This is a genomic window from Mesorhizobium robiniae (genome assembly GCF_040545535.1).
Classification (GTDB): domain Bacteria; phylum Pseudomonadota; class Alphaproteobacteria; order Rhizobiales; family Rhizobiaceae; genus Mesorhizobium; species Mesorhizobium robiniae.
Window position 1 is genome coordinate 633,265 of sequence record NZ_JBEPMC010000003.1, and the last position, 19,240, is coordinate 652,504.

22 protein-coding genes are annotated in these 19,240 nt (G+C 62.6%); 11 read left to right on the top strand and 11 right to left on the bottom strand.

The window, feature by feature from the left end:
- Positions 1 to 6 precede the first annotated feature (6 nt).
- A complete protein-coding gene (locus ABID19_RS11250; RefSeq protein WP_354490463.1) occupies positions 7 to 432 on the bottom strand; it encodes an OsmC family protein in 426 nt (141 codons plus the stop codon).
- Positions 433 to 657: 225 nt separating this feature from the next.
- Between ABID19_RS11250 and ABID19_RS11255 the strand changes: the two genes are divergently transcribed.
- The 3 genes from ABID19_RS11255 to ABID19_RS11265 all read left to right on the top strand — a co-directional run bounded on the left by ABID19_RS11255 (position 658) and on the right by ABID19_RS11265 (position 1,867).
- Positions 658 to 885, top strand: a complete 228-nt coding sequence (locus tag ABID19_RS11255; protein WP_354490465.1) for a hypothetical protein — start codon at positions 658 to 660, stop codon at positions 883 to 885.
- Positions 882 to 1,238 (top strand): YciI family protein, encoded by a 357-nt coding sequence (locus ABID19_RS11260; RefSeq protein ID WP_354490467.1) that lies wholly within the window; start codon positions 882 to 884, stop codon positions 1,236 to 1,238. The genes ABID19_RS11255 and ABID19_RS11260 overlap by 4 nt, the downstream gene beginning before the upstream one ends.
- Before the next feature lie 101 nt (positions 1,239 to 1,339).
- Positions 1,340 to 1,867 carry a hypothetical protein gene (locus tag ABID19_RS11265; RefSeq protein WP_354490468.1) on the top strand — a complete coding sequence of 176 codons (528 nt, stop codon included), beginning with the start codon at positions 1,340 to 1,342 and terminating at the stop codon, positions 1,865 to 1,867.
- Between the two features lie 161 nt (positions 1,868 to 2,028).
- Here ABID19_RS11265 and ABID19_RS11270 read toward each other — a convergent pair whose 3' ends face one another.
- Positions 2,029 to 3,291, bottom strand: a complete 1,263-nt coding sequence (locus tag ABID19_RS11270) for a ubiquinone biosynthesis hydroxylase (protein WP_354490470.1) — start codon at positions 3,289 to 3,291, stop codon at positions 2,029 to 2,031.
- A 122-nt stretch (positions 3,292 to 3,413) separates the two neighbouring features.
- On the opposite strand from ABID19_RS11270, the gene tesB reads away from it, so the two are divergent.
- The 6 genes from tesB (at position 3,414) to ABID19_RS11300 (ending at position 11,262) form a co-directional block, all read left to right on the top strand.
- Positions 3,414 to 4,289 (top strand): acyl-CoA thioesterase II, encoded by an 876-nt coding sequence (gene tesB, locus ABID19_RS11275; RefSeq protein ID WP_352928702.1) that lies wholly within the window; start codon positions 3,414 to 3,416, stop codon positions 4,287 to 4,289.
- 221 nt (positions 4,290 to 4,510) lie between these two features.
- Complete coding sequence (locus ABID19_RS11280; protein ID WP_023800571.1) at positions 4,511 to 4,849, top strand: P-II family nitrogen regulator; 339 nt, start codon at positions 4,511 to 4,513, stop codon at positions 4,847 to 4,849.
- A 32-nt stretch (positions 4,850 to 4,881) separates the two neighbouring features.
- Positions 4,882 to 6,312 (top strand): ammonium transporter, encoded by a 1,431-nt coding sequence (locus ABID19_RS11285; RefSeq protein ID WP_354490474.1) that lies wholly within the window; start codon positions 4,882 to 4,884, stop codon positions 6,310 to 6,312.
- Between the two features lie 257 nt (positions 6,313 to 6,569).
- Positions 6,570 to 9,230, top strand: coding sequence for an FtsK/SpoIIIE family DNA translocase (locus ABID19_RS11290; RefSeq protein WP_354490476.1), 2,661 nt, complete (start codon positions 6,570 to 6,572; stop codon positions 9,228 to 9,230).
- 167 nt (positions 9,231 to 9,397) lie between these two features.
- The gene (locus ABID19_RS11295) at positions 9,398 to 10,081 is read left to right on the top strand and encodes an outer membrane lipoprotein carrier protein LolA (RefSeq protein WP_354490477.1); all 684 of its coding nucleotides are present in this window, start codon (positions 9,398 to 9,400) and stop codon (positions 10,079 to 10,081) included.
- A 374-nt stretch (positions 10,082 to 10,455) separates the two neighbouring features.
- The gene (locus ABID19_RS11300) at positions 10,456 to 11,262 is read left to right on the top strand and encodes an exodeoxyribonuclease III (protein WP_354490478.1); all 807 of its coding nucleotides are present in this window, start codon (positions 10,456 to 10,458) and stop codon (positions 11,260 to 11,262) included.
- Positions 11,263 to 11,336: 74 nt separating this feature from the next.
- On the opposite strand, the gene ABID19_RS11305 is transcribed toward ABID19_RS11300, so the two are convergent.
- Complete coding sequence (locus ABID19_RS11305) at positions 11,337 to 11,792, bottom strand: cyclic nucleotide-binding domain-containing protein (protein WP_354490479.1); 456 nt, start codon at positions 11,790 to 11,792, stop codon at positions 11,337 to 11,339.
- 231 nt (positions 11,793 to 12,023) lie between these two features.
- Positions 12,024 to 12,707, bottom strand: coding sequence for a response regulator transcription factor (locus ABID19_RS11310; RefSeq protein ID WP_352928689.1), 684 nt, complete (start codon positions 12,705 to 12,707; stop codon positions 12,024 to 12,026).
- A gap of 84 nt (positions 12,708 to 12,791) precedes the next feature.
- Here ABID19_RS11310 and ABID19_RS11315 point away from each other — a divergent pair, with 84 nt between their 5' ends.
- Positions 12,792 to 13,388, top strand: coding sequence for a L,D-transpeptidase family protein (locus ABID19_RS11315; RefSeq protein ID WP_352928687.1), 597 nt, complete (start codon positions 12,792 to 12,794; stop codon positions 13,386 to 13,388).
- 83 nt (positions 13,389 to 13,471) lie between these two features.
- Here ABID19_RS11315 and ABID19_RS11320 read toward each other — a convergent pair whose 3' ends face one another.
- A complete protein-coding gene (locus ABID19_RS11320; protein WP_354490482.1) occupies positions 13,472 to 13,726 on the bottom strand; it encodes a hypothetical protein in 255 nt (84 codons plus the stop codon).
- Positions 13,727 to 13,889: 163 nt separating this feature from the next.
- Between ABID19_RS11320 and gcvA the strand changes: the two genes are divergently transcribed.
- On the top strand, positions 13,890 to 14,840 hold the full coding sequence (gcvA, locus tag ABID19_RS11325) for a transcriptional regulator GcvA (protein WP_354490483.1): 951 nt from the start codon (positions 13,890 to 13,892) through the stop codon (positions 14,838 to 14,840).
- A 129-nt stretch (positions 14,841 to 14,969) separates the two neighbouring features.
- Here gcvA and ABID19_RS11330 read toward each other — a convergent pair whose 3' ends face one another.
- The 6 genes from ABID19_RS11330 to tsaD form a co-directional block, all read right to left on the bottom strand.
- Complete coding sequence (locus ABID19_RS11330) at positions 14,970 to 15,392, bottom strand: DUF1761 domain-containing protein (protein WP_354490673.1); 423 nt, start codon at positions 15,390 to 15,392, stop codon at positions 14,970 to 14,972.
- Between the two features lie 133 nt (positions 15,393 to 15,525).
- Positions 15,526 to 16,224 (bottom strand): class I SAM-dependent methyltransferase, encoded by a 699-nt coding sequence (locus ABID19_RS11335; RefSeq protein WP_354490485.1) that lies wholly within the window; start codon positions 16,222 to 16,224, stop codon positions 15,526 to 15,528.
- Entirely contained in the window at positions 16,179 to 16,604 is a 426-nt protein-coding gene (locus ABID19_RS11340; RefSeq protein ID WP_354490487.1) for an EVE domain-containing protein, read from the bottom strand. Before ABID19_RS11340 ends, ABID19_RS11335 begins: the two co-directional genes overlap by 46 nt.
- A gap of 126 nt (positions 16,605 to 16,730) precedes the next feature.
- Entirely contained in the window at positions 16,731 to 17,027 is a 297-nt protein-coding gene (locus tag ABID19_RS11345; protein ID WP_354490488.1) for a YciI-like protein, read from the bottom strand.
- Between the two features lie 25 nt (positions 17,028 to 17,052).
- A complete protein-coding gene (locus ABID19_RS11350) occupies positions 17,053 to 18,063 on the bottom strand; it encodes an NAD(P)H-dependent glycerol-3-phosphate dehydrogenase (protein WP_354490490.1) in 1,011 nt (336 codons plus the stop codon).
- Positions 18,060 to 19,142: a tRNA (adenosine(37)-N6)-threonylcarbamoyltransferase complex transferase subunit TsaD gene (tsaD, locus tag ABID19_RS11355; protein WP_354490674.1), complete on the bottom strand. Its 1,083-nt coding sequence runs from the start codon at positions 19,140 to 19,142 to the stop codon at positions 18,060 to 18,062. The genes ABID19_RS11350 and tsaD overlap by 4 nt, the downstream gene beginning before the upstream one ends.
- Positions 19,143 to 19,240: the final 98 nt, after the last annotated feature.

Below are 19,240 nucleotides of genomic sequence, written 5' to 3' on the forward strand. Positions count from 1 at the left end.
CGCCGCTCAGCCGAGCTTAGCGTCGAGCGATACCTTGATGGCGCCGAGAGCCTTCGAAACCGGGCATTCCGCCTTGGCCTTCTCGGCCAATTCCTTGAATTTTTCAGCATCGATGCCCGGCACCTTGCCGACCAGCGTGATCGCGCTGCCGGTGATGCCGGTTCCCGGAACTAGCGTCACCACGGCCTTGGCATCGAGTTCGGTGGCGGGCGTGCCGTTCTCGGCCAGGAAATGCGAAAGCTGCATAGCATAGCAGCCGGCATGCGCCGCGGCGATCAGCTCCTCCGGATTGGTGCCGGACTTGCCGCTCTCATCCTCGAAGCGCGCCTTGAACGAATAGGGCGTGCTCTTGAGCGTCCCGCTCTGGGTGTCGAGCGTGCCCTTGCCCTCTTTCAGATTGCCTTGCCAGAAGGCGTTTGCGGTGCGGTCCATGAAATTCTCCTTGATTGTCCGGATTGCGCCGGCCCGGCGCCGGGGCTCCTCACGACTATAGCGCGGGTTGGCGCGAAGGCCACCGCGCTCTTTGCGCAGTCGCGCAAAATTGGCGGCGGCGGGGCCGAATTTTTCTCAAAAAATGTGCGTGCAAAAATGTCGACTTCCATCGGCCTCGACCGTCCTGCGGGCGGTCACGGATCTCGCGGCCGAATGGAGGTTCACATGGATGGCTTGTTTTTTGCCCTGTGGAAGAGCTCGGGCCGCAAGCCCGAGCGACGGGAAGACTACGGGCTGCATCCGCCGCCTTCCGGTTTTGGCCGGCTTCTGGCGGCGGTTGCCATCATTGGGGTCGCGGCAAGCGTTCTCGATCACATGGCGGCACGCAAAGGCGCCGCTGACGCCGCGGTGGCCGCATTCTATGGTTCCTCACCACAAGGGAGATGGAAATGAAATATGTCCTGCTGGTCTACGGCGAGGAAAGAGACCTCTACGCGCTCACCCCGGAGGGATCGGCAAAGCTCGACGCCGATTCGCTGGCCTATGACAGGTCATTGGACCAGCAAGGCAAGCTGATCATCGCGCAGGCGCTGCAATCGGTGAAGACCTCGAAGACGGTGCGGCGGCGCAAGGGCAAGCGTCTGGTCACCGACGGCCCTTTCGCCGAGACCAAGGAACAACTGCTCGGCTTCGTCATGATCGAGGCCGGGGATATCGACGAGGCGCTGGAGATTGCCGGCGGCATTCCGCTGGCCGAAATCGGCACGATCGAGGTCAGGGCGATCTATCAGGTGCCGGAGTCCTGAAGACTATTCTGTTTTGCGTCCGGCGGGATCAAATTCTTCGGCGGACGCGTTGAAGCGCGGCAATACTTCTCCTATCGTCGCTGCGGTTGGGGATCTCAGGCATGCATATACTGATTGCTGCAATTGGGCTGTTGGGAGCGGCGGCATTCTGGTGGTACCGGATGAAGGCTATGAACGATGCCGCGCGCGAGGTCGCGGACGTCGTCGGGCGTGTGCAAGGGAACATTCGCCGCAAGAGGCTGCGCAACCAGGCAGCCCTGTCGCCGCTGACGGCGATCGACGATCCGGTGGTGGCCGCCGCGACGCTGATTACCGCCATCGTCTCCGAGAACGGGCCTGTCCTGCCGCAGCGCGAAGCTGCCATTCGATCGGTGATTTCGGAGATTGCTGACGAGAAGAAGACCGACGAGGCTGTGGTCTATGCCAAATGGGCGGCGTCACAGATCGATGATGCCACGATCGTCATCGACAAGCTGGCGCCGTTTCTGCGCGAGCGCCTGGATGTGACCGAGCGAAACGATTTGCTGCAGATGGTGAACCGCGCAGCGCAGGCTGGTGAGCCACCCCTGCAGATTTCCGACCAGCGGATACTGCGGCTGCGGCAGAAGCTGGGCTTCGAGGTCAACTAGGGTGTGCTGATATTCAGGTGATGCCGGCCTGCGAATGGCGGTTTCCTGCGCTTCCGGTACTCACGTACCCAAAAGTACGCTCCGCTCCGGTTCTCGGAACCCGCCATTCTCGACTCGGCCTGACCTGAATCTCAACACACCCTGGCCCGTCGTTAGGCCGGTTATATCGCCTCTCCTTTCAAGAGCTTTGGTGTGTCGCCGGACAGTCCGGACGCCTGGCGGATGAAGAAGTCCTTCAGCCGCGGCATGCGTTCGACCAGGCCGAGGCCGACGTCGCGAACAGCGCGCAACGGGCCGATGTCATTGGAAAACAGCCGGTTCAGGACATCGGTGGTGATGCCCATCTGCAGCGTGTCGAAGCGCCGCCACTGCTGGTAGCGTTCGAGCACGTCGAGCGCGCCGATATCCTGGCCGAGCCGGTCGGCCTCGACCACCACTTCGGCCAATGCCGCCACATCCTTGAAGCCGAGATTGAGGCCCTGGCCGGCGATCGGATGGATGCCGTGGGCGGCGTCGCCGGCGAGCGCGATACGCGGCGCGACGAAGGCGCGGGCGAGCGTCAGGCCGAGCGGCCAGGCACGTGGCCTGTCGGCGGCGCGGATCTCTCCGAGTTTCAGGCCAAAGCGCTGTTCCAGCTCATGCTCGAAAACGAGGTCGTCGCCGTCGACCAGTTTTTCGGCATCTTCAGAGCGCTCGACCCAGACGATCGACGAGCGGTTGGTACCGTCCTTGTCCGGCTTGAGCGGCAGCGTGGCGAAGGGGCCGGCCGGCAGAAAATGCTCTTCGGCGCGGCCATGGTGCGGCCGTTCATGCGCGACGGTGCAGACGATGCCGGACTGGCCATACTCCCATTTCACCGTCTTGATACCGGCCATATCGCGCAGCTTCGAATTGACGCCGTCGGCGGCGACCAGCAGCCGCGCCTTCAGCGTCGCGCCGTCGGCAAGATGCACGGTGATGCCGGCGCCGTTCACGTCGAAGGCATTGACGGCGACGCCTTCGATGATGTCGATGCCGAGTTTTTCGGCGCGCCGGCGCAAGGCACCGTTCAAATCCCTGTTGGCGACCATATGCGCAAAGGCTTCGCCGGGCGCGACTTCGCCATCGAAGGTGAGAAACACCGGGCGCACCGGATCGGAAGTGCGCGAATCGGTGACGACCATTTCGGTGATCGCCTGCGCCTCGGGCGCGATTTCGGCCCAGACACCGAGCTGGTCGAGCATGCGGCAAGCGGCAGCGGCGATGGCCGAGGCCCGGGCGTCCCTTTGCCAGACGCCGGCGGGCGCGGCGTCGACGACAGCAACTGCCAGGCTCGGCCGCGCCTGTTTCAGCGATACGGCGGCGGCAAGGCCGACATAGCCGGCGCCGGCGACCAGAATGTCGAGTGCGGTTCGGTTTTTTGCATCCGCCTTGCGGTCAACCATGGCAAATTCCTTTCCGGCCAAATTCCCTTCCGGCCTTGACTGCCCGTCATTCCTGTCGGAAACCGCCATAACACTTCTGCGGCTAGGCGAAGTTCGAAATCAAAACGACAGGGCGCGAAAACATGACGGCGGCCATGGACGAGCTTCTCAGCATTCTCGACCTCGAGCAGCTGGAACACAACCTGTACCGTGGTCGCAGTCCCAAACTCGACTGGCAACGTATCTTCGGCGGCCAGACCATCGCCCAGGCGCTGGTCGCCGCCCAGCGAACGGTGGAACCCGAACGCCACGTACATTCGCTGCATGGCTATTTCATGCGGCCCGGCGACACCAAGGTGCCGATCATCTATCAGGTCGACCGCATCCGTGACGGCGGCTCCTTCACCACGCGCCGTGTCGTGGCGGTCCAGCACGGCCATGCGATCTTTTCGCTGGAAGCCTCGTTCCAGCAGGACGAAGTCGGGCTCGAGCATCAGGTGCCGATGCCGCAGGACGTGCCGGCGCCCGACACATTGCTGTCGCAGCGCGAGTTGATCGGCAAGTTCGGCGAGGCCGTGCCCGACGGCATCAGGCGCTACTGGGAGCGTGACCGGCCGATCGAGATGAAACCGGTGATGCTGGAGCACTACACCAGCCGGGAAAAGCTGGAGCCGAAGCAGAACATCTGGATCCGCACAACCGGCCCGGTTCCGGCCGATCGCGCCACGCAGGCGGCGGTGCTTGCCTACCTTTCCGATATGACGCTGCTCGATACCTCGACCTTTGCGCACGGTCGCGCCATTTTCGATAGCGATATCCAGGCGGCGAGCCTCGATCACGCCATGTGGTTCCACCGCAGCCATCCGCTCGACGACTGGATGCTCTACACGCAGGACAGCCCGTCGACGCAAGGGTCACGGGGGTTCACCCGCGGGTCGCTGTTTGCCCGCGACGGGACGTTGATCGCCTCTGTCGCCCAGGAAGGGCTGATCCGGCTGAAGCGACCGCCTGCCGAATAGGCATTTTTTAAAAATTGCCTATTTTTTGATCAGAGGCACTGCCGCGACTATGAACAGTCAGCCGACAAACCTTCCTCAATTCCTTATTTAACAACAGGTTAACACCCTGCTTCGGCAACTGGCACGGAGCTTGAATCCTAGCGGGCACTCTCCGGCTCTCTTGGGGATCGGCGAAGTCGTACAAACGCGGGGGGACCCGCAACAGCAAAGGGTGAAACCTTATGAAAATCGTGATGGCAATCATCAAGCCGTTCAAGCTCGACGAGGTGCGCGAAGCGCTCACCGCAGTCGGCATCCAGGGCCTGACCGTCACCGAAGTCAAAGGCTACGGGCGTCAGAAGGGGCATACGGAAATCTATCGCGGGGCGGAATACGCGGTCAGCTTCCTGCCGAAGATCAAGATCGAAGTCGCGGTCGGCCTGGACATGGTCGACAAGGCCGTTGAAGCCATCACTGCGGCGGCCAAGACCGGTCAGATCGGCGACGGCAAGATCTTCGTTTTCGGCATCGACCAGGCGGTGCGCATCCGCACCGGCGAAACAGACACCGACGCGCTTTGAGCTGCGGACACGTATTCCAAATGGAGAGTTCAATGAATATTCCTTCTACTTTGAAGTCCGTGGCGCGCACCGCGCTGCTGGGCGCGTTCACGCTCGGAGCCTTGGGCACGATTGCTGCGTTCGCGCAGGAAGCGGCACCGGCCGCCGAAGCGGCAGCGCCAGCGGCGCCGGCCTTTACCGTCGATAAGGGCGACACGACGTGGATGATGATCTCCACCATACTGGTGCTGTTGATGACCATTCCCGGCCTTGCCCTTTTCTACGGCGGCCTGGTTCGTGCCAAGAATATGCTGTCGGTGCTGATGCAGGTCTTCACCATCACCAGCGTGGTCATGATCGTCTGGGTTTTCTACGGCTACAGCCTTGCCTTCACCCCCGGCAATGCGTTCATCGGCGGCCTTTCCAAGATGTTTCTCGCCGGCGTCGACGTGACGACTGTGTCAGAGACCTTCACCAAGGGCGTCGCCATCCCCGAACTGGTGTTCGTCATCTTTCAGATGAGTTTCGCCTGCATCACGCCTGCCCTGATCGTCGGCGCTTTCGCCGAACGCATCAAGTTCTCCGCCGTGATCCTTTTCACCATCCTCTGGGTCACATTCGTCTACTTCCCGATCGCGCATATGGTCTGGTTCTGGGGTGGCCCGAGCGCTTATAGCGATCCGTCAGGGCTCATCTTCAGCTTCGGTGCCATCGACTTCGCTGGCGGCACCGTCGTTCACATTAATGCGGGCATCGCGGGCCTCGTCGGCGCGCTGATGGTCGGCAAGCGCATCGGCTACAACAAGGACATCATGGCGCCGCACTCGATGACGCTGACCATGGTCGGCGCTTCGCTGCTGTGGGTCGGCTGGTTCGGCTTCAACGCTGGTTCGAACCTCGAAGCCAACGCCTATGCGGTACTGGCGATGGTCAACACCTTCGTCGCCACAGCGGCGGCGGCCGTGACCTGGATCGTGCTTGAAACGCTGCTGCGCGGCAAAGCGTCCATGCTCGGTGCGGTTTCGGGCGCTGTTACCGGCCTTGTCGCCGTGACGCCCGCCGCCGGTTTTGCCGGACCGATGGGCGCTATCGTGCTCGGCATCGTCGCCACCTGCGTCTGCTACTTCTTCGTCTCGGTGGTGAAGAACAAGTTCGGTTACGACGACAGCCTCGATGTCTTTGGCATCCATTGCATCGGCGGCATCATCGGCGCGCTCGGCACCGGCATCCTGGTCAATCCCGCTCTCGGCGGCGCTGGCATCGTCGACTATTCGACAGCCGATTTCGCTGCCGGCTACGCCGGCACGGCCGCGCAGCTGTGGTCGCAGTTCAAGGGTGTCCTGGTGACCGTCCTGTGGTCGGGTATCGGCAGCGCCATCCTCTACAAGATCGTCGATATGATCGTAGGCCTGCGTCCGACAGCCGATGCAGAGCGTGAAGGGCTCGACCTCACCTCGCATGGCGAAGCGGCCTATCACCCGTAAGCTTTGTCGGGGCGGCTTGGCCGCCCCTGCATCCTCCCATCCCGTCGTGACGCCCGAGAAAAGGCTCACGCATTGAGGCCCGGATCGCTCCGGGCCTTTTTTTGTGTGGAAATGACCGTGGCGGATACCTGCCGCAAGATACTTCCTCCAACCGCTTATAGTTAATGCGACCTTAACCTTCCCGCCGATAGTCTGGTGCCCGAATCCGCCGAGTTGCGCGCACGCGCCCGGCCGGGCAATGACAGACGGGGAAGAGCATGCGTTCAGGGGCTTCAGCACCGCTCGCGCTGGCCGATACGGGGCAGGGCATCCGGGCATTCGCGCGGCGGCAGGTCGGCCGGCTGGTCGGCGCCGGCCTGTTTGCGCTGGTTGCCTTCGGTGTCGCCAGCCTTGCCACCTGGAACGTCGCCGACCCAAGCTTCTCCCACGCCACCGACAATATCGTCACCAACGCCATGGGCTATGTAGGCGCTGTCTTCTCTGATCTAGCCATGCAGTTCTTCGGCCTCGCGGCCGTCGCGGCGCTGGTGCCGGCGGTGGTCTGGGGATTTCTGCTGTTTTCGGCGCGCGGCGTCGACAGGCTGCCGAAGCGCGGGTTCGCCTGGTTCGGCTACGCCGTGCTTGCCGCGGCCATCGCCGGCTGCGTGGTGCCGCCCAAGACCTGGCCGCTGCCGACCGGTCTCGGCGGCGTGTTCGGCGACATGGTGCTCAACGTTCCCGGTTTCTTCCTCGGCGGCTATCCGACCGGTCTCATCGCCGGCGTGCTCGCCGTGCTTCTGGCGGCGCCGGCGCTGTGGCTGTTTGCCTATGGCTCGGCGCTGATTGCACGCAAGAACGGTTTCGCCGTTCTCGAGCAACCTGCCGCACCTGATCCGAGGGATCAGGACGACCTGCTTTTCGACAATGACGAGGACGAGGGCGACGAGGGCATTCTGGCGCTTGGCGCGATCACCCATTGGTGGCTGTCGTTGCGCGCCTATCTGCGCCGCCGCGCCGCGCGCCGCCGGGAACGCGACGATTTCGAACCGGAGATGGAACCGCGCGCCAGCGCCTGGCGCCGCGCTGCCGAGAGGGTCGAATCGGCCGAGTTTGCCGAAGCGCGGATGAGCCCGGATGGCCGCGCCCGCGTCGAGCCGGAATTCTTCGCCGCGCTGGTCAACGACCGCAGTGCCTCGCTCGATCCCGACGATGCCGATGTCTTCGACGATGACGATGACATGGACTTTGCGCCGGAGCCCGCAGGCCAGCGCCGCGGCGCGCCGTCCAATGCGAAGGTGCAGAATTTCCGCTCCGATGCGGCCACCCGTGTCGAGGCGCCGGCGCCCCGGCCCGTTCCGGGGGCTCGCGTCCAGCGCGAAGCGCAGACGTCGCTGATCGGCTCCGAAACATTCGAAATGCCGTCGCTGCATTTCCTGTCCGAACCGAAGAACGTCGTGCGCGACGCTAGCTTGTCCAAGGACGCGCTGGAGCAGAATGCCCGCCTGCTCGAAGGTGTGCTGGAGGATTTCGGCGTCAAGGGCGAGATTATTCATGTCCGGCCCGGTCCGGTCGTCACGCTCTATGAGCTGGAGCCGGCGCCCGGCATCAAATCGTCGCGGGTCATCGGCCTGTCGGACGACATCGCCCGCTCGATGAGCGCGATTGCCTGCCGCGTCGCGGTGGTGCCCGGCCGCAACGCCATCGGCATCGAGCTGCCGAACGCCAAGCGCGAAACCGTCTATCTCAGGGAGATCATGGCCAGCCGCGATTTCGAGACCACCAAGGCCAAGCTGGCGCTGGCGCTGGGCAAGACCATCAATGGCGAGGCGGTCATCGTCGACATCGCCAAGATGCCGCACGTCCTGGTCGCCGGCACCACCGGCTCGGGCAAGTCGGTCGCCATCAACACCATGATCCTGTCGCTGCTCTACCGGCTGACGCCGCAGGACTGCCGGCTGATCATGATCGACCCGAAAATGCTGGAGCTCTCGGTCTATGACGGCATCCCGCATCTGCTGACGCCTGTCGTCACCGACCCGAAGAAGGCAGTGGTGGCGCTGAAATGGACCGTGCGCGAGATGGAGGATCGCTACCGCAAGATGTCGAAGGTCGGCGTCCGCAACATCGACGGGTTCAACGCGCGCGTCAGCCAAGCGGAGAAGAAAGGCGAGAAGATCTCGCGCACCGTGCAGACCGGTTTCGACCGCCAGACCGGCGAAGCGATCTACGAGACTGAAAACCTCGATCTCGAACCAATGCCCTACATCGTCGTCATCATCGACGAGATGGCCGACCTGATGATGGTCGCCGGCAAGGATATCGAAGGCGCGGTGCAGCGCCTGGCGCAGATGGCGCGCGCCGCCGGCATCCACGTCATCATGGCGACGCAGCGGCCGTCGGTCGACGTTATCACCGGCACGATCAAGGCCAACTTCCCGACCCGCATCTCCTTCCAGGTGACGTCGAAGATCGACAGCCGTACCATCCTGGGCGAGCAGGGCGCCGAACAGCTGCTTGGTATGGGCGACATGCTCTACATGGCCGGCGGCGGCCGTATCCAGCGCGTCCACGGTCCCTTCGTTTCCGATGACGAGGTCGAGAAGATCGTCGCGCATCTGAAGCTGCAGGGCGTGCCGGAATATCTCGACGCCATCACCGAGGATGAAGGCGAGGACGACGACGAGCCGTCGGGCAAGGGTAGCTCCGGCGGCGGTGGCGGCGGGAATTTCGAGGAATCCGACGATCCCTACGATCAGGCAGTTGCCGTGGTGCTGCGCGACGGCAAGGCCTCGACCAGCTACATCCAGCGCCGGCTCGGCATCGGCTACAACCGCGCCGCCTCGATCATCGAGAAGATGGAAAAGGAAGGCATTGTCGGTCCAGCCAACCATGCCGGAAAACGCGAGATCCTGGTGCCGACGGAAGACGACAAGTTCTGATCCGAGCGGCAAGAACCGCTGGGATTGTGCGGGCTGCAACGCTGACGACGGCAACTTTGAACCTTTTGGCGCGTTGCAACGACCAAGCGCTATCGGCCCGCCAAACTTAAGCCCAACTGGGGGGCCAAACACTGCGACAACAGATAAACCAGACGAGAGTGACCGGCATGAAAAACTCTTCTTTCGCCACGAACAACGATTTTGCCCCGACCCGCCGCCAGTTGCTTGGTCTCGGCCTGGTCCTGGCAGGTGCTGCAGCCATCAATGTCGTACCCGGAGTCCAGTTGCTGGCGTCGGCGCAAGCGGCGGTGCCAGCCACCGCGCAGAAGATCGCCGACCATTTTTCCTCGGTCAAATCGATGACCGGCGAGTTCGTGCAGTTCGGACCCAAGGGTGAGCAGACCGGCGGCAAGTTCTTTCTGGAACGGCCGGGCAAGATCCGCTTCAACTATGACGGGACGTCGAATTTCAGGGTGATTTCCGACGGCAGGTCGGTTGTCATCCTCAACAAGCGGCTGAAAACGTCCGATCTCTACCCGTTGTCGAAGACGCCGCTCAAGCTGCTGCTCGACGACAAGATCGACCTCTCCGGCGGCCGTGTCAAAAGCGTCAAGGAAGAAAACGACGTCACCACCATCCAGCTCGCCGACAAATCGGTGTTCGGCAGTTCGAAGATCACCATGATGTTCGATCCGAAATCCTATGAATTGCGCCAGTGGACGATCACCGACGCGCAGGGCAAGGACACGACGGTGATGATCTTCAATGTCAGGGAAGGCGTGAACTTCGCTCCCGACACTTTTGCCATCGACTATACGGCCAACCGGGAACTCAACACCAAGTCGCGGTAGGGTATGGTGATATTCAGGTGAACGGCGGTTTCCCGCGCTCCGTCGTGGGAAGCCTTCCGGACGTCGGCGCTGCCCCTCATCTGGCTACCGCCATCTTCTCCCCGTAAACGGGGAGAAGGACGCTGTCATCGACGGTTTCGCCATCCACTAGGGTTGAAAGGAAATCGCTGCGGCTGCAGCCAGCTTCTTTCTCCCCGTTCACGGGGAGAAATGCCCGGCAGGGCAATGAGGGGCGGCGCCAGCGTCAAAGATTGCGCCCGGCTTGTTTTTGCGGCCTATGGCTGGCAGTAGTTTCCGGAACTGCCTCACCAAAAAGGCACAGCCCGTCGGAACTATCCCGGTTCCTGCGGTCCCGTGCTGTCCGGACCTCTCGCATGCCCTTTTCCGTCGCCACCTGGAACATCAATTCCGTTCGCCTGCGCATGCCGATCGTCGAACGCCTGCTTGTCGAACAGGCACCGGACGTGCTCTGTCTGCAGGAAACCAAAGTTCCCGACGAATTGTTTCCCGAGAAGGCTTTCCGCAAGCTCGGCTACGAGCACATCGCCTTCCATGGCCAGAAGGGCTATCACGGCGTGGCGACGGTGGCGCGCCGGCCGATCGAGATCGTCGAAAAGCGCCGTTTCTGCGAGATCGAGGACAGCCGGCATCTGTCGGTCACCGTGCGGGCCGGTGGCAAGACGATCCTGCTGCATAATTTCTACGTGCCAGCCGGCGGCGACGAGCCCGACCCGGAGATCAACCGCAAGTTCAGGCACAAGCTGGATTTCGTCGCCGAAATGAACGCCATCCGCGCCGAGCACGACGACGTGTCCGGCTCGATCCTGGTCGGCGACCTCAACATCGCGCCATTGGAGCACGATGTCTGGTCGCACAAGCAGCTCTTGAAGGTGGTCAGCCACACACCAGTCGAGACCGAAAGTTTCGAAGCGATGCGGCTCGCCGGCAACTGGGTCGACCTGATGCGGCTCAACGTGCCTTACGAGCAGAAGCTCTACACGTGGTGGAGCTATCGCGCTCAGGATTGGGAAGCATCCGATCGCGGCCGGCGGCTCGACCACGTCTGGTCGTCGCCGAACCTGGTGCCGAGCTTTGCCGGCTACGAGATCCTGCGGCTGGCGCGCGGCTGGGAACGGCCCTCGGACCATGTGCCGGTGATCGCGCGCTTCGATTTAGAGTAGCGCGGACTGCCGCGTGTAGCGCGTCCCCTCTGTCCCGCCTGCGTTTTAGAAGTTCCCGTACCACCTTTGCCCGCTCAGCTCTCGAAACGCGACGCCAACGCCTCGATACGACGGATCATTGCCTGAAAATCCTCGGAGATGCGCTGGTGCAGATGGACTGCGATGTCGGGGTACTCCTCCAGGATGCGGCGGAACATCTTGCGACTGAGCCGCAGCACTTCCGAATCGATCTCGGCGGATGCGCTGGTCAGCCGGTTGGTGTCGGCGATCAGCGCTAGTTCGCTCAACATGGTACCGGGGCTGGCCGTGCCTATCGGGACGCGCTGGCCATTGTGCTCGCGATACAGCACGATACGTCCGCTGACCACGATATAGGCGCAATCGGCCTCGTCGTCCTCGCGGTAAAGCTTGTGGTCGGCCTGCAGCTTGGTCGTTTCTGCGCCAAAGGCGAGCAGACGCAACTGTTCCTCCGTGAAGTCCTCGAAGAGCCTCACGGCGGACAGGATGCGAATGTCGTCATCCAACGCCATCTAGCTATGTCCCCGAACGATCAGTCCAGTCCCTCCCTTAGAGCAGAGCGCCGCGCCCTCCCGGACGCGCAAAGGACGCTCTGACATTTGAATCTGCGCATCGTGCTTTCCAAAAATCGATTCCGATTTTTGGGGCGATGCGTCAGCGCGTTCGATCCAGAACCGCCTCCAGCCTCAGGACCGTACCCGAAAAGCGCCCCTCTCCCGACCGCTCAATAGATGATGAAATGTTTAAGGAACCAGCTTGTAGCCGCCGCTTTCTGTCACAAGAATTTCTGCATTGGAAGGATCACGCTCGATCTTCTGGCGCAGCCGATAGACATGGGTTTCCAGCGTGTGCGTGGTGACGCCGGAATTGTAGCCCCAGACTTCCTCGAGCAGCACGTCGCGCGTCACCACCTTCTGGTCGGCGCGATAGAGATATTTGATGATCGAGGCTTCCTTCTCGGTCAGCCGCACCTTGGCGCCGCGCTGATCGATCAGAAGCTTCTGGCTAGGCTTGAAAGTGTAGGGGCCGACCGAGAAGGTGGCGTCTTCACTCTGCTCATGCTGGCGAAGCTGCGCACGGATGCGGGCCAAAAGAACCGCGAAGCGGAACGGCTTGGTAACATAGTCGTTGGCACCGGCTTCGAGACCGAGAATCGTGTCGGAATCGGTATCGTGTCCAGTCAGCATGATGATGGGCGACTTGTAGCCGCCCTTGCGCAATATCTTCACCGCCTCCCGGCCATCCATGTCGGGCAGGCCGACATCCATGATGAGCAGATCGATGAGTCCGCCGCGGGCCGTGGCAACGCCTTTGGCGGCGTTCGATTCCTGCAGGACGTCGAATTCCTCGTAAAGGGATAATTGCTCGACGAGCGTGCCGCGCAGGTCGTCATCGTCATCGACGATCAGAATGGTGCGTGAAGTCATGGATCAATCCGTTGTTTTGAAAAGAAAATTCAGTTGACCGCTGCCTGTTTATGCGGAAGCTGACCGGCACAACAGCCGATCACAATGATTTGTTCCGTGACACGATCATACAAGAAAAAACGCGTGTGCAATGAGGCGAGCGCATTTTTGCCAAAAGGGCTTCGTGTTCTCACCGTGCGCGCCAGACCCGGCCACCCCAGCCAGGGGTTTCTGCAAGCTGGCAAACTGGTGTTTTCATGTGCGCTGGGACGCGGCGGCATATCGGCCGGCAAGCGCGAGGGCGACGGCGCCACGCCGCTTGGTTCGATGCGGATCCTGTTGGGATATTTCCGTAACGACCATTTTTCCGGGGGCCGCAAAACCCGGCTGGCGATGGCGCCGATCGGTCCCGATCTCGGCTGGTGCGAGGTGCCTGATGACCGCAACTACAACCGCCCGGTCAAGATTCCCTACGGCGCCAGCCACGAGCGGATGCTGCGCGACGACCGGCTGTATGATGCCTGCCTGGTGCTCGACTGGAACATTGCGCCGCGTCGCCGCGGGCGCGGCAGCGCCATCTTCTTTCATCTGGCGCGTCCCGGCTTCACGCCGACGCAAGGCTGCGTCGCGGTGACGGCGCGCACCATGGCGCGATTGCTGCCGCTGCTGTCGGACCGCACGGTGGTGAAGGTGGTGAGGTAGGGGAAAGGCAGTAGGCAGTAGGCAGTAGGGAAAAGCAGTATTCTCTCTTTCCCACTGCCTATTCCCTACGGCCTACTGCCTTTCTAGTGCCTCGGCTTCTGCCAGCCGATGTCGAGCAGGCCTAGCCGGCCTAGTTCCTGGTCCATGGCGCGGGCGACATTCTTCCGCTCCGCGCCGATGTCGCGCAGTTGGCGGTCCGAGAGGTCCTCGACATTTTCACGCGGGAGGCTGGGCTCATGCGGGAGGTTGATCGCGATTCTCGCGTGGTGGAACCACTCAATTGCCGCGCGCAGCCAGATTGGTCTGGCAGAAGGAGACTTCAAAGCAATGTGTGACATGACGTGATCCGTTCCATCCGGACATCAAATCCGGTTTGATAGTTTCTCGATGGTCACATCATGCCGGATTGAAATCTAACAGGGAAACGAGTAGTTTTTTTCAGATCATCAAGTTTAATTTGTGGATCAAGGGCATGATTATGCCAAAAATCATTCCACTGTGATGGCGCGCCTGCTGCCTGGAACCCGTGCGCTGAGGACGCTGGAGGCGGCGGCCCGGCACCTCAATTTCACCCGCGCCGCCGATGAGCTCGGCTTGACGCCGGCGGCGGTCAGCCACCAGATCAAGGAAATCGAGGATCAGCTAGGCCTCGTGCTGTTCACGCGTACGAGCCGCACCATAAGGCTGACCGAGGCGGGTACGGTGCTGTTCGAGGCCTCGGCCGATGCGCTCGACCTGCTTGGCCGGGCGGTTTCGCGAGCGCACAAGATGACGCGCGGCACGGCTTTGCTGAAGATTACGCTCGACGCGCAGTTCGCGACAAAATGGCTGATGCGGCGCGTCGACGATTTTCGCAAGCATCAGCCTGAGATCGACCTGCGCTTCGACATCTCCTATGAAGTGCGCGACTTCGATCTTGACGACGTCGATGTCGGTATCCGCTTCGGCACCGGGAAATATCAGGGGCTTTGCAGCCATCGCCTGTTCGACAACATGATCATTCCCGTGTGCAGTCCGGCGCTGCTCAGGGCGGGACCGCCGCTGAAGGAGCCGCGCGATCTCTTCCATCACACGCTCGCCCATATCGCGTGGTCGCGCCAGGGTGTGACCTGGCCGAACTGGCGCATGTGGATGGCGGCCGCGGGTGTCGACGATTTCGATGACAGCCGGACCATTGTCTTCGGCAGCTCATCGGATGCGGTGCAGGCCGCGCTCGACGGCAATGCAGTGGCGCTCGCCGAATTCGCCATGGTGGCGAACGATCTTTCCGAAGGCCGGCTGGTGCGGCCATTCGCGCTGGGCATCAAGGTTGCGCCCGACTTCGCCTATCACCTGGTCTATCCGCGGGGCTCTGCTGATGACGCCAGGATCGTAGCGTTCAGGGATTGGCTCCTAAACGAAGTCCACAAGCCGCAGCCAGATCCGACACGCCAAAGTTGGGACGAGCTTTAGAGCCTGTTCCATCCCGATAGAATCGGGATGGGGCTCTAACTTATTGTTTGATCACGATCTTTTCCGAAAACCGGTATCCACTTTTCGGGATCATGGTCCAGTGTCGCCCCATTTTCTGAGCGGCAACGCTCAACCAGCGACTTCCGGCACGCCGAACCAGCCGATCACCGCGCCGATGAGCAGCAGCACGACCAACCAGTGGCCGGCGTCGATGAGGGTCAAATCCCAGCCGAAGCCTTCGTAGCGATGGTTGACGGAGAGCGTCGTGGCAACGAAACCAAGCCACAGCACGAAGCCGAAGACCAGCCCGGCGACAAGGTTCGGTTGGCCGCCGGTCATCGCTCCGATGATCAGTGACATGACGAGCGCCATGACAATTTCCGCGACGAAGCTGATAACGAAGGGCAGCGGCGATTTACTCATGGTCGCCGGATCAAGCTTGGCGGCTTTGAGCCAGGGCTTGCTCAAACCCATGTACCAGGCGGCGCCGAACAACCACGCCACCACGGCGGCGACGATAACCGCCAGCCAGTTTACTGCTGAAAAATCCATGATTTCCCCCTCCCGGAAGCATGTCCCCCAAAGCCTGCCCTCGGGCATGACCCGAGGGTCCCAGCGGTTTTGCGACAACGCCGTGCATAGTCTCAAAATCGACGCGTGAAGGAACGCCCGTTCGGCGGTGCCGTCAAGCAAAGCGCCAGACGGTCGTGCGCTTGACCAGGGAATCCTCCAGCGCCCGGGTCACCGCCACCTCATAGACGGCAAGCGGTTCCAGCCCCGTCTTCGGCAGATAGGAGCGGCCGGGATCGCCAAGGAGGATGTCGGCGCCGCGCGTCTTGAGCGTCGCGAACCATGGCATCAGCCTGTCGGCGAAGGATTGGTCGTAGAAGACGTCGCCGGCCAGAACCACATCCCAGCCCGCATCGGTTCCGATGCTGTCGCTGCCGAAGAATTCTATCCCGACGCCATTGGCCTCGGCATTGAGGCGGATCGCGGTCGCGCAGAACGGGTCGATGTCGGCGGCGATCACCTCTGCCGCGCCGGCCTTTGCAGCGGCAACGGCGACAAGGCCGGAGCCGGAGGCGAAGTCGAGCACACGCTTGCCGCGCACAGCGGACGGATTGTCGAGGATGTAGCGGGCAAGGCCCTGGCCGCCAGCCCAGGCGAAGGCCCAGAAGGGCGGCGGCAGGCCGATTTCGGCCAGTTCGTCCTCGGTCCGCTCCCACAGATCATGCGCTTCGTCGGCCAGATGCAGCAGGATCTCCGGCACATGCGGCGGCGCCATCAGCGCCGTGTTGTCGAGGATGAAGTTTTTCGCGCTGTTTGGCGTCAGCGCTGTCACGGAGCCGGCGTCAGGCCGCCCATGCGGCAGACCTCTTTCCATTCGGCCGGCGTCACCGGCTGCACGGAAAGCCGTCCGAGCCGGACCAATGCCATCTCGGCAAGCTTGGGATTGGCCTTGACCTGTTCCAGCGTCACCGGCTTCGGCACATCTTTGACGGCGCGGATATCGACGCATTCCCAGCGCGGATCGTCAGTGGTGCTGTCCTGATGGGCCAGCCCGCAGACCTCGGCGATGCCGACAACGTCGAGCCCGTCGTTGGAATGGTAGAAGAAGCCGAGATCGCCGATCTGCATCGCCTTCATGTTGTTGCGTGCCGCATAGTTGCGCACGCCGTCCCATTGCGTGCCGGCCTCGCCCTTTGCCTTCAGCGCTTCGAAGGAGAAGACCGAGGGTTCCGATTTGAACAGCCAGTAGTTCATCGTTTTGCTCCTCCTGACGGCTGGAAATCAGCTACAGCGCCGCACGTCTTTCAGACGCGCAAAGGACGCTGTAGCACTTTGATTTTGCGCATGATCCTTTCCGAAAATCGATTCCGCTTTTCGGGATCATGCGCTCGCAGGTTTGTTGAAGGTCCAGTTCCATTGCCTGATTTCGACGCTTTCGAACAGCCCGGCCTTGGCGTAGGGGTCTGCCGCCGACAGGGCTTGTGCCGCGGCCAGATCGGGCGCCTCGACCACGACGAGGCTGCCGTTCGGCTTGCCGTCGGCATCGAGAAACGGACCGGCGAAGGCCAGCTTGTTCTCGCCGTTCAATCCTTCCAAAAAGGCAATATGCTCGGGCCGCGTATCGAGCCGCACCTGTAGGTTTCCAGGCTTGTCCTTGCACATCAACGCAAACAGCATCTTTCCATCTCCGGATTGTTCGAGATTACACGTCAGTTTCGGTCTTCAGCGGTCGTGTCATCAGCGCCGACACAGCCTGATGGATGGTGATCGTGCCGTCCAGTATGGCTGATACAGCGGTGATGATCGGCGTGTCGATGCCGCGCTCGATGGCGATACGGGCGGCGATCGCCGCCGTCGGCACGCCTTCGGCCAGCGGCAGGCCGGCAAGCGGCTTGCTTTGGCCCAAGGCCATCCCGTAGGCGAAGTTGCGCGACTGCGTGGACGAGCAGGTGAGCAAGAGGTCGCCGAGACCGGAAAGCCCCATCAGCGTTTCCGGTTTCGCGCCGAAGGCAGCGCCAATGCGGCGCAATTCGACGAAGCCGCGCGTCACCATGGCGGCCTGGGCGCTGGCGCCGAGCCCGGCGCCGGTGACGGCACCGGCAGCGATGGCGAAGACGTTCTTCAGCGCCCCGCCGATCTCGATGCCGATCAGGTCGTCGCTCGAATAGCAGCGCAAATTCTCGGCCGAAAAGCGGGCGGCAAGGTCGGCGGCCAGATCCGCGTCGTGCGCGGCGACGACTACGGCGGTTGGCAGGCCTCTGGCGACATCGGTGGCGAAGCTCGGACCGGACAGGGCGGCGACCGGATTGTTGGGCAGGATCTCCCTGGCGATTGCCGACAGCAAAGCGCCGGTGTCGCGCTCGATGCCCTTGGCGCAGAGGACCAGCGGGACGTCTTTTGGCATATGGGTCTTCGCGGTCCCCAGCATGGCGCGCAGCGATTGCGCCGGCGCCGCCGCCAGCACGCAGTCGGCGCCGTCGAGCGCGGCCTCGATGTCGCTCGTCGCCACGATGCCGGCCTGGAGCGCGATACCAGGCAGATAGCGCGAATTCTCGCCACGGTCGATCGCGGCGACGGTCTCCGGGTCGCGCGCATAGAGGCGGACGAAATGACCGGCTCGCAACATGGCCAGCGCCAGTGCCGTGCCCCAGGCACCCCCGCCGAGCACGGCAATGCGCCAGCCGCTTGGCGCCTTGTGCCCGCCGCTAGTCATGCCTTGGCCCCACGTCGGCCCGAGCCGACCATCGGGGCAGAGATGCTGTCCAGTGGCCAGCGCGAGCGCGGCACGAAATCGGCAGCGTTCTCACCTGATGTGCCGGCGCGCAGCCGCTCGATGCCGGCCCAGGCGATCATCGCCGCATTGTCGGTGCAAAGTTTGAGCGGCGGCGCGACGAAAGCAAAGCCGGCTTTCTCGCACAAGGCTTCCAGTGTCGTCTTGATCGTCCGGTTGGCAGCGACGCCGCCGGCAACAACCAGCGCAGGATTTTGCTTATCAGGAAAAGTTTCGCGAAAACGGGCCAGCGCTCTCGAAACGCGATCATCCAGCGCATCCGCAACCGCCGCCTGGAACGAGGCGCAGATGTCGGCGACGTCCAGGTCGCTCAACGGGGCGATGGCCGTTGCTGCCTGGCGCACGGCGGTCTTCAGCCCCGAAAAGGAAAAGTCGGGCTGCGCCGAGCCCTTCATCGGCCGCGGGAAGGCGAAGCGTGCGGCGTCGCCTGATGCCGCCGCCTTCTCGACATTCGGCCCGCCGGGATAGGGCAGTCCGAGCATTTTGGCGGTTTTGTCGAAAGCTTCGCCGAGCGCATCGTCGATGGTCGTCGCCCAGCGCTGGTAGTCGCCAACGCCACGCACGGCGACGATCTGCGTGTGGCCACCGGACACCAGCAGCAAAAGGTAGGGAAAGTCGAGCCCGTCGGTCAGCCGCGCGGTCAGCGCATGGCCTTCGAGGTGATTGATGGCGATCAGCGGCTTGTTTGCTGCTGCGGCAATGGCTTTCGCCGTCATCAGGCCGACGATCAGCCCACCGACGAGGCCGGGCCCGGCGGTCGCGGCGATCGCGTCGATGTCGGCGAGATCGACGCCCGAATCGGCCAGCGCTGCTTCGATGATGCCGTCCAGCGCCTCGACATGGGCGCGCGCGGCGATTTCCGGCACGACGCCGCCGAAGGCGGCATGCTCCTCGATCTGGCTGAGCACGATATCGGACAGGATTTTGGGCGCGCCGCCATCCAGCGTCACCACGCTGGCGGCGGTCTCGTCGCAACTCGTCTCAATGCCCAGAACGCGGATCAATTCGTCGCTGTCCCTAGAAGATTGTATAGCTGGCCTTTCCCCGTTAGGAGAAGGCCCGGCAAAGCCCTCGCTGGAAATGTTCTGGCCGGGTTATC

Excerpts from the sequence above, each read along its gene's own strand:
- ABID19_RS11250 (WP_354490463.1), bottom strand. The coding sequence starts at position 432 with ATGGACCGCACCGCAAACGCCTTCTGGCAAGGCAATCTGAAAGAGGGC.
- ABID19_RS11255 (WP_354490465.1), top strand. The coding sequence starts at position 658 with ATGGATGGCTTGTTTTTTGCCCTGTGGAAGAGCTCGGGCCGCAAGCCC.
- ABID19_RS11260 (WP_354490467.1), top strand. The coding sequence starts at position 882 with ATGAAATATGTCCTGCTGGTCTACGGCGAGGAAAGAGACCTCTACGCG.
- ABID19_RS11265 (WP_354490468.1), top strand. The coding sequence starts at position 1,340 with ATGCATATACTGATTGCTGCAATTGGGCTGTTGGGAGCGGCGGCATTC.
- ABID19_RS11270 (WP_354490470.1), bottom strand. The coding sequence starts at position 3,291 with ATGGTTGACCGCAAGGCGGATGCAAAAAACCGAACCGCACTCGACATT.
- tesB (WP_352928702.1), top strand. The coding sequence starts at position 3,414 with ATGACGGCGGCCATGGACGAGCTTCTCAGCATTCTCGACCTCGAGCAG.
- ABID19_RS11280 (WP_023800571.1), top strand. The coding sequence starts at position 4,511 with ATGAAAATCGTGATGGCAATCATCAAGCCGTTCAAGCTCGACGAGGTG.
- ABID19_RS11285 (WP_354490474.1), top strand. The coding sequence starts at position 4,882 with ATGAATATTCCTTCTACTTTGAAGTCCGTGGCGCGCACCGCGCTGCTG.
- ABID19_RS11290 (WP_354490476.1), top strand. The coding sequence starts at position 6,570 with ATGCGTTCAGGGGCTTCAGCACCGCTCGCGCTGGCCGATACGGGGCAG.
- ABID19_RS11295 (WP_354490477.1), top strand. The coding sequence starts at position 9,398 with ATGAAAAACTCTTCTTTCGCCACGAACAACGATTTTGCCCCGACCCGC.
- ABID19_RS11300 (WP_354490478.1), top strand. The coding sequence starts at position 10,456 with ATGCCCTTTTCCGTCGCCACCTGGAACATCAATTCCGTTCGCCTGCGC.
- ABID19_RS11305 (WP_354490479.1), bottom strand. The coding sequence starts at position 11,792 with ATGGCGTTGGATGACGACATTCGCATCCTGTCCGCCGTGAGGCTCTTC.
- ABID19_RS11310 (WP_352928689.1), bottom strand. The coding sequence starts at position 12,707 with ATGACTTCACGCACCATTCTGATCGTCGATGACGATGACGACCTGCGC.
- ABID19_RS11315 (WP_352928687.1), top strand. The coding sequence starts at position 12,792 with ATGATTTGTTCCGTGACACGATCATACAAGAAAAAACGCGTGTGCAAT.
- ABID19_RS11320 (WP_354490482.1), bottom strand. The coding sequence starts at position 13,726 with ATGTCACACATTGCTTTGAAGTCTCCTTCTGCCAGACCAATCTGGCTG.
- gcvA (WP_354490483.1), top strand. The coding sequence starts at position 13,890 with ATGGCGCGCCTGCTGCCTGGAACCCGTGCGCTGAGGACGCTGGAGGCG.
- ABID19_RS11330 (WP_354490673.1), bottom strand. The coding sequence starts at position 15,392 with ATGGATTTTTCAGCAGTAAACTGGCTGGCGGTTATCGTCGCCGCCGTG.
- ABID19_RS11335 (WP_354490485.1), bottom strand. The coding sequence starts at position 16,224 with ATGGAAAGAGGTCTGCCGCATGGGCGGCCTGACGCCGGCTCCGTGACA.
- ABID19_RS11340 (WP_354490487.1), bottom strand. The coding sequence starts at position 16,604 with ATGAACTACTGGCTGTTCAAATCGGAACCCTCGGTCTTCTCCTTCGAA.
- ABID19_RS11345 (WP_354490488.1), bottom strand. The coding sequence starts at position 17,027 with ATGCTGTTTGCGTTGATGTGCAAGGACAAGCCTGGAAACCTACAGGTG.
- ABID19_RS11350 (WP_354490490.1), bottom strand. The coding sequence starts at position 18,063 with ATGACTAGCGGCGGGCACAAGGCGCCAAGCGGCTGGCGCATTGCCGTG.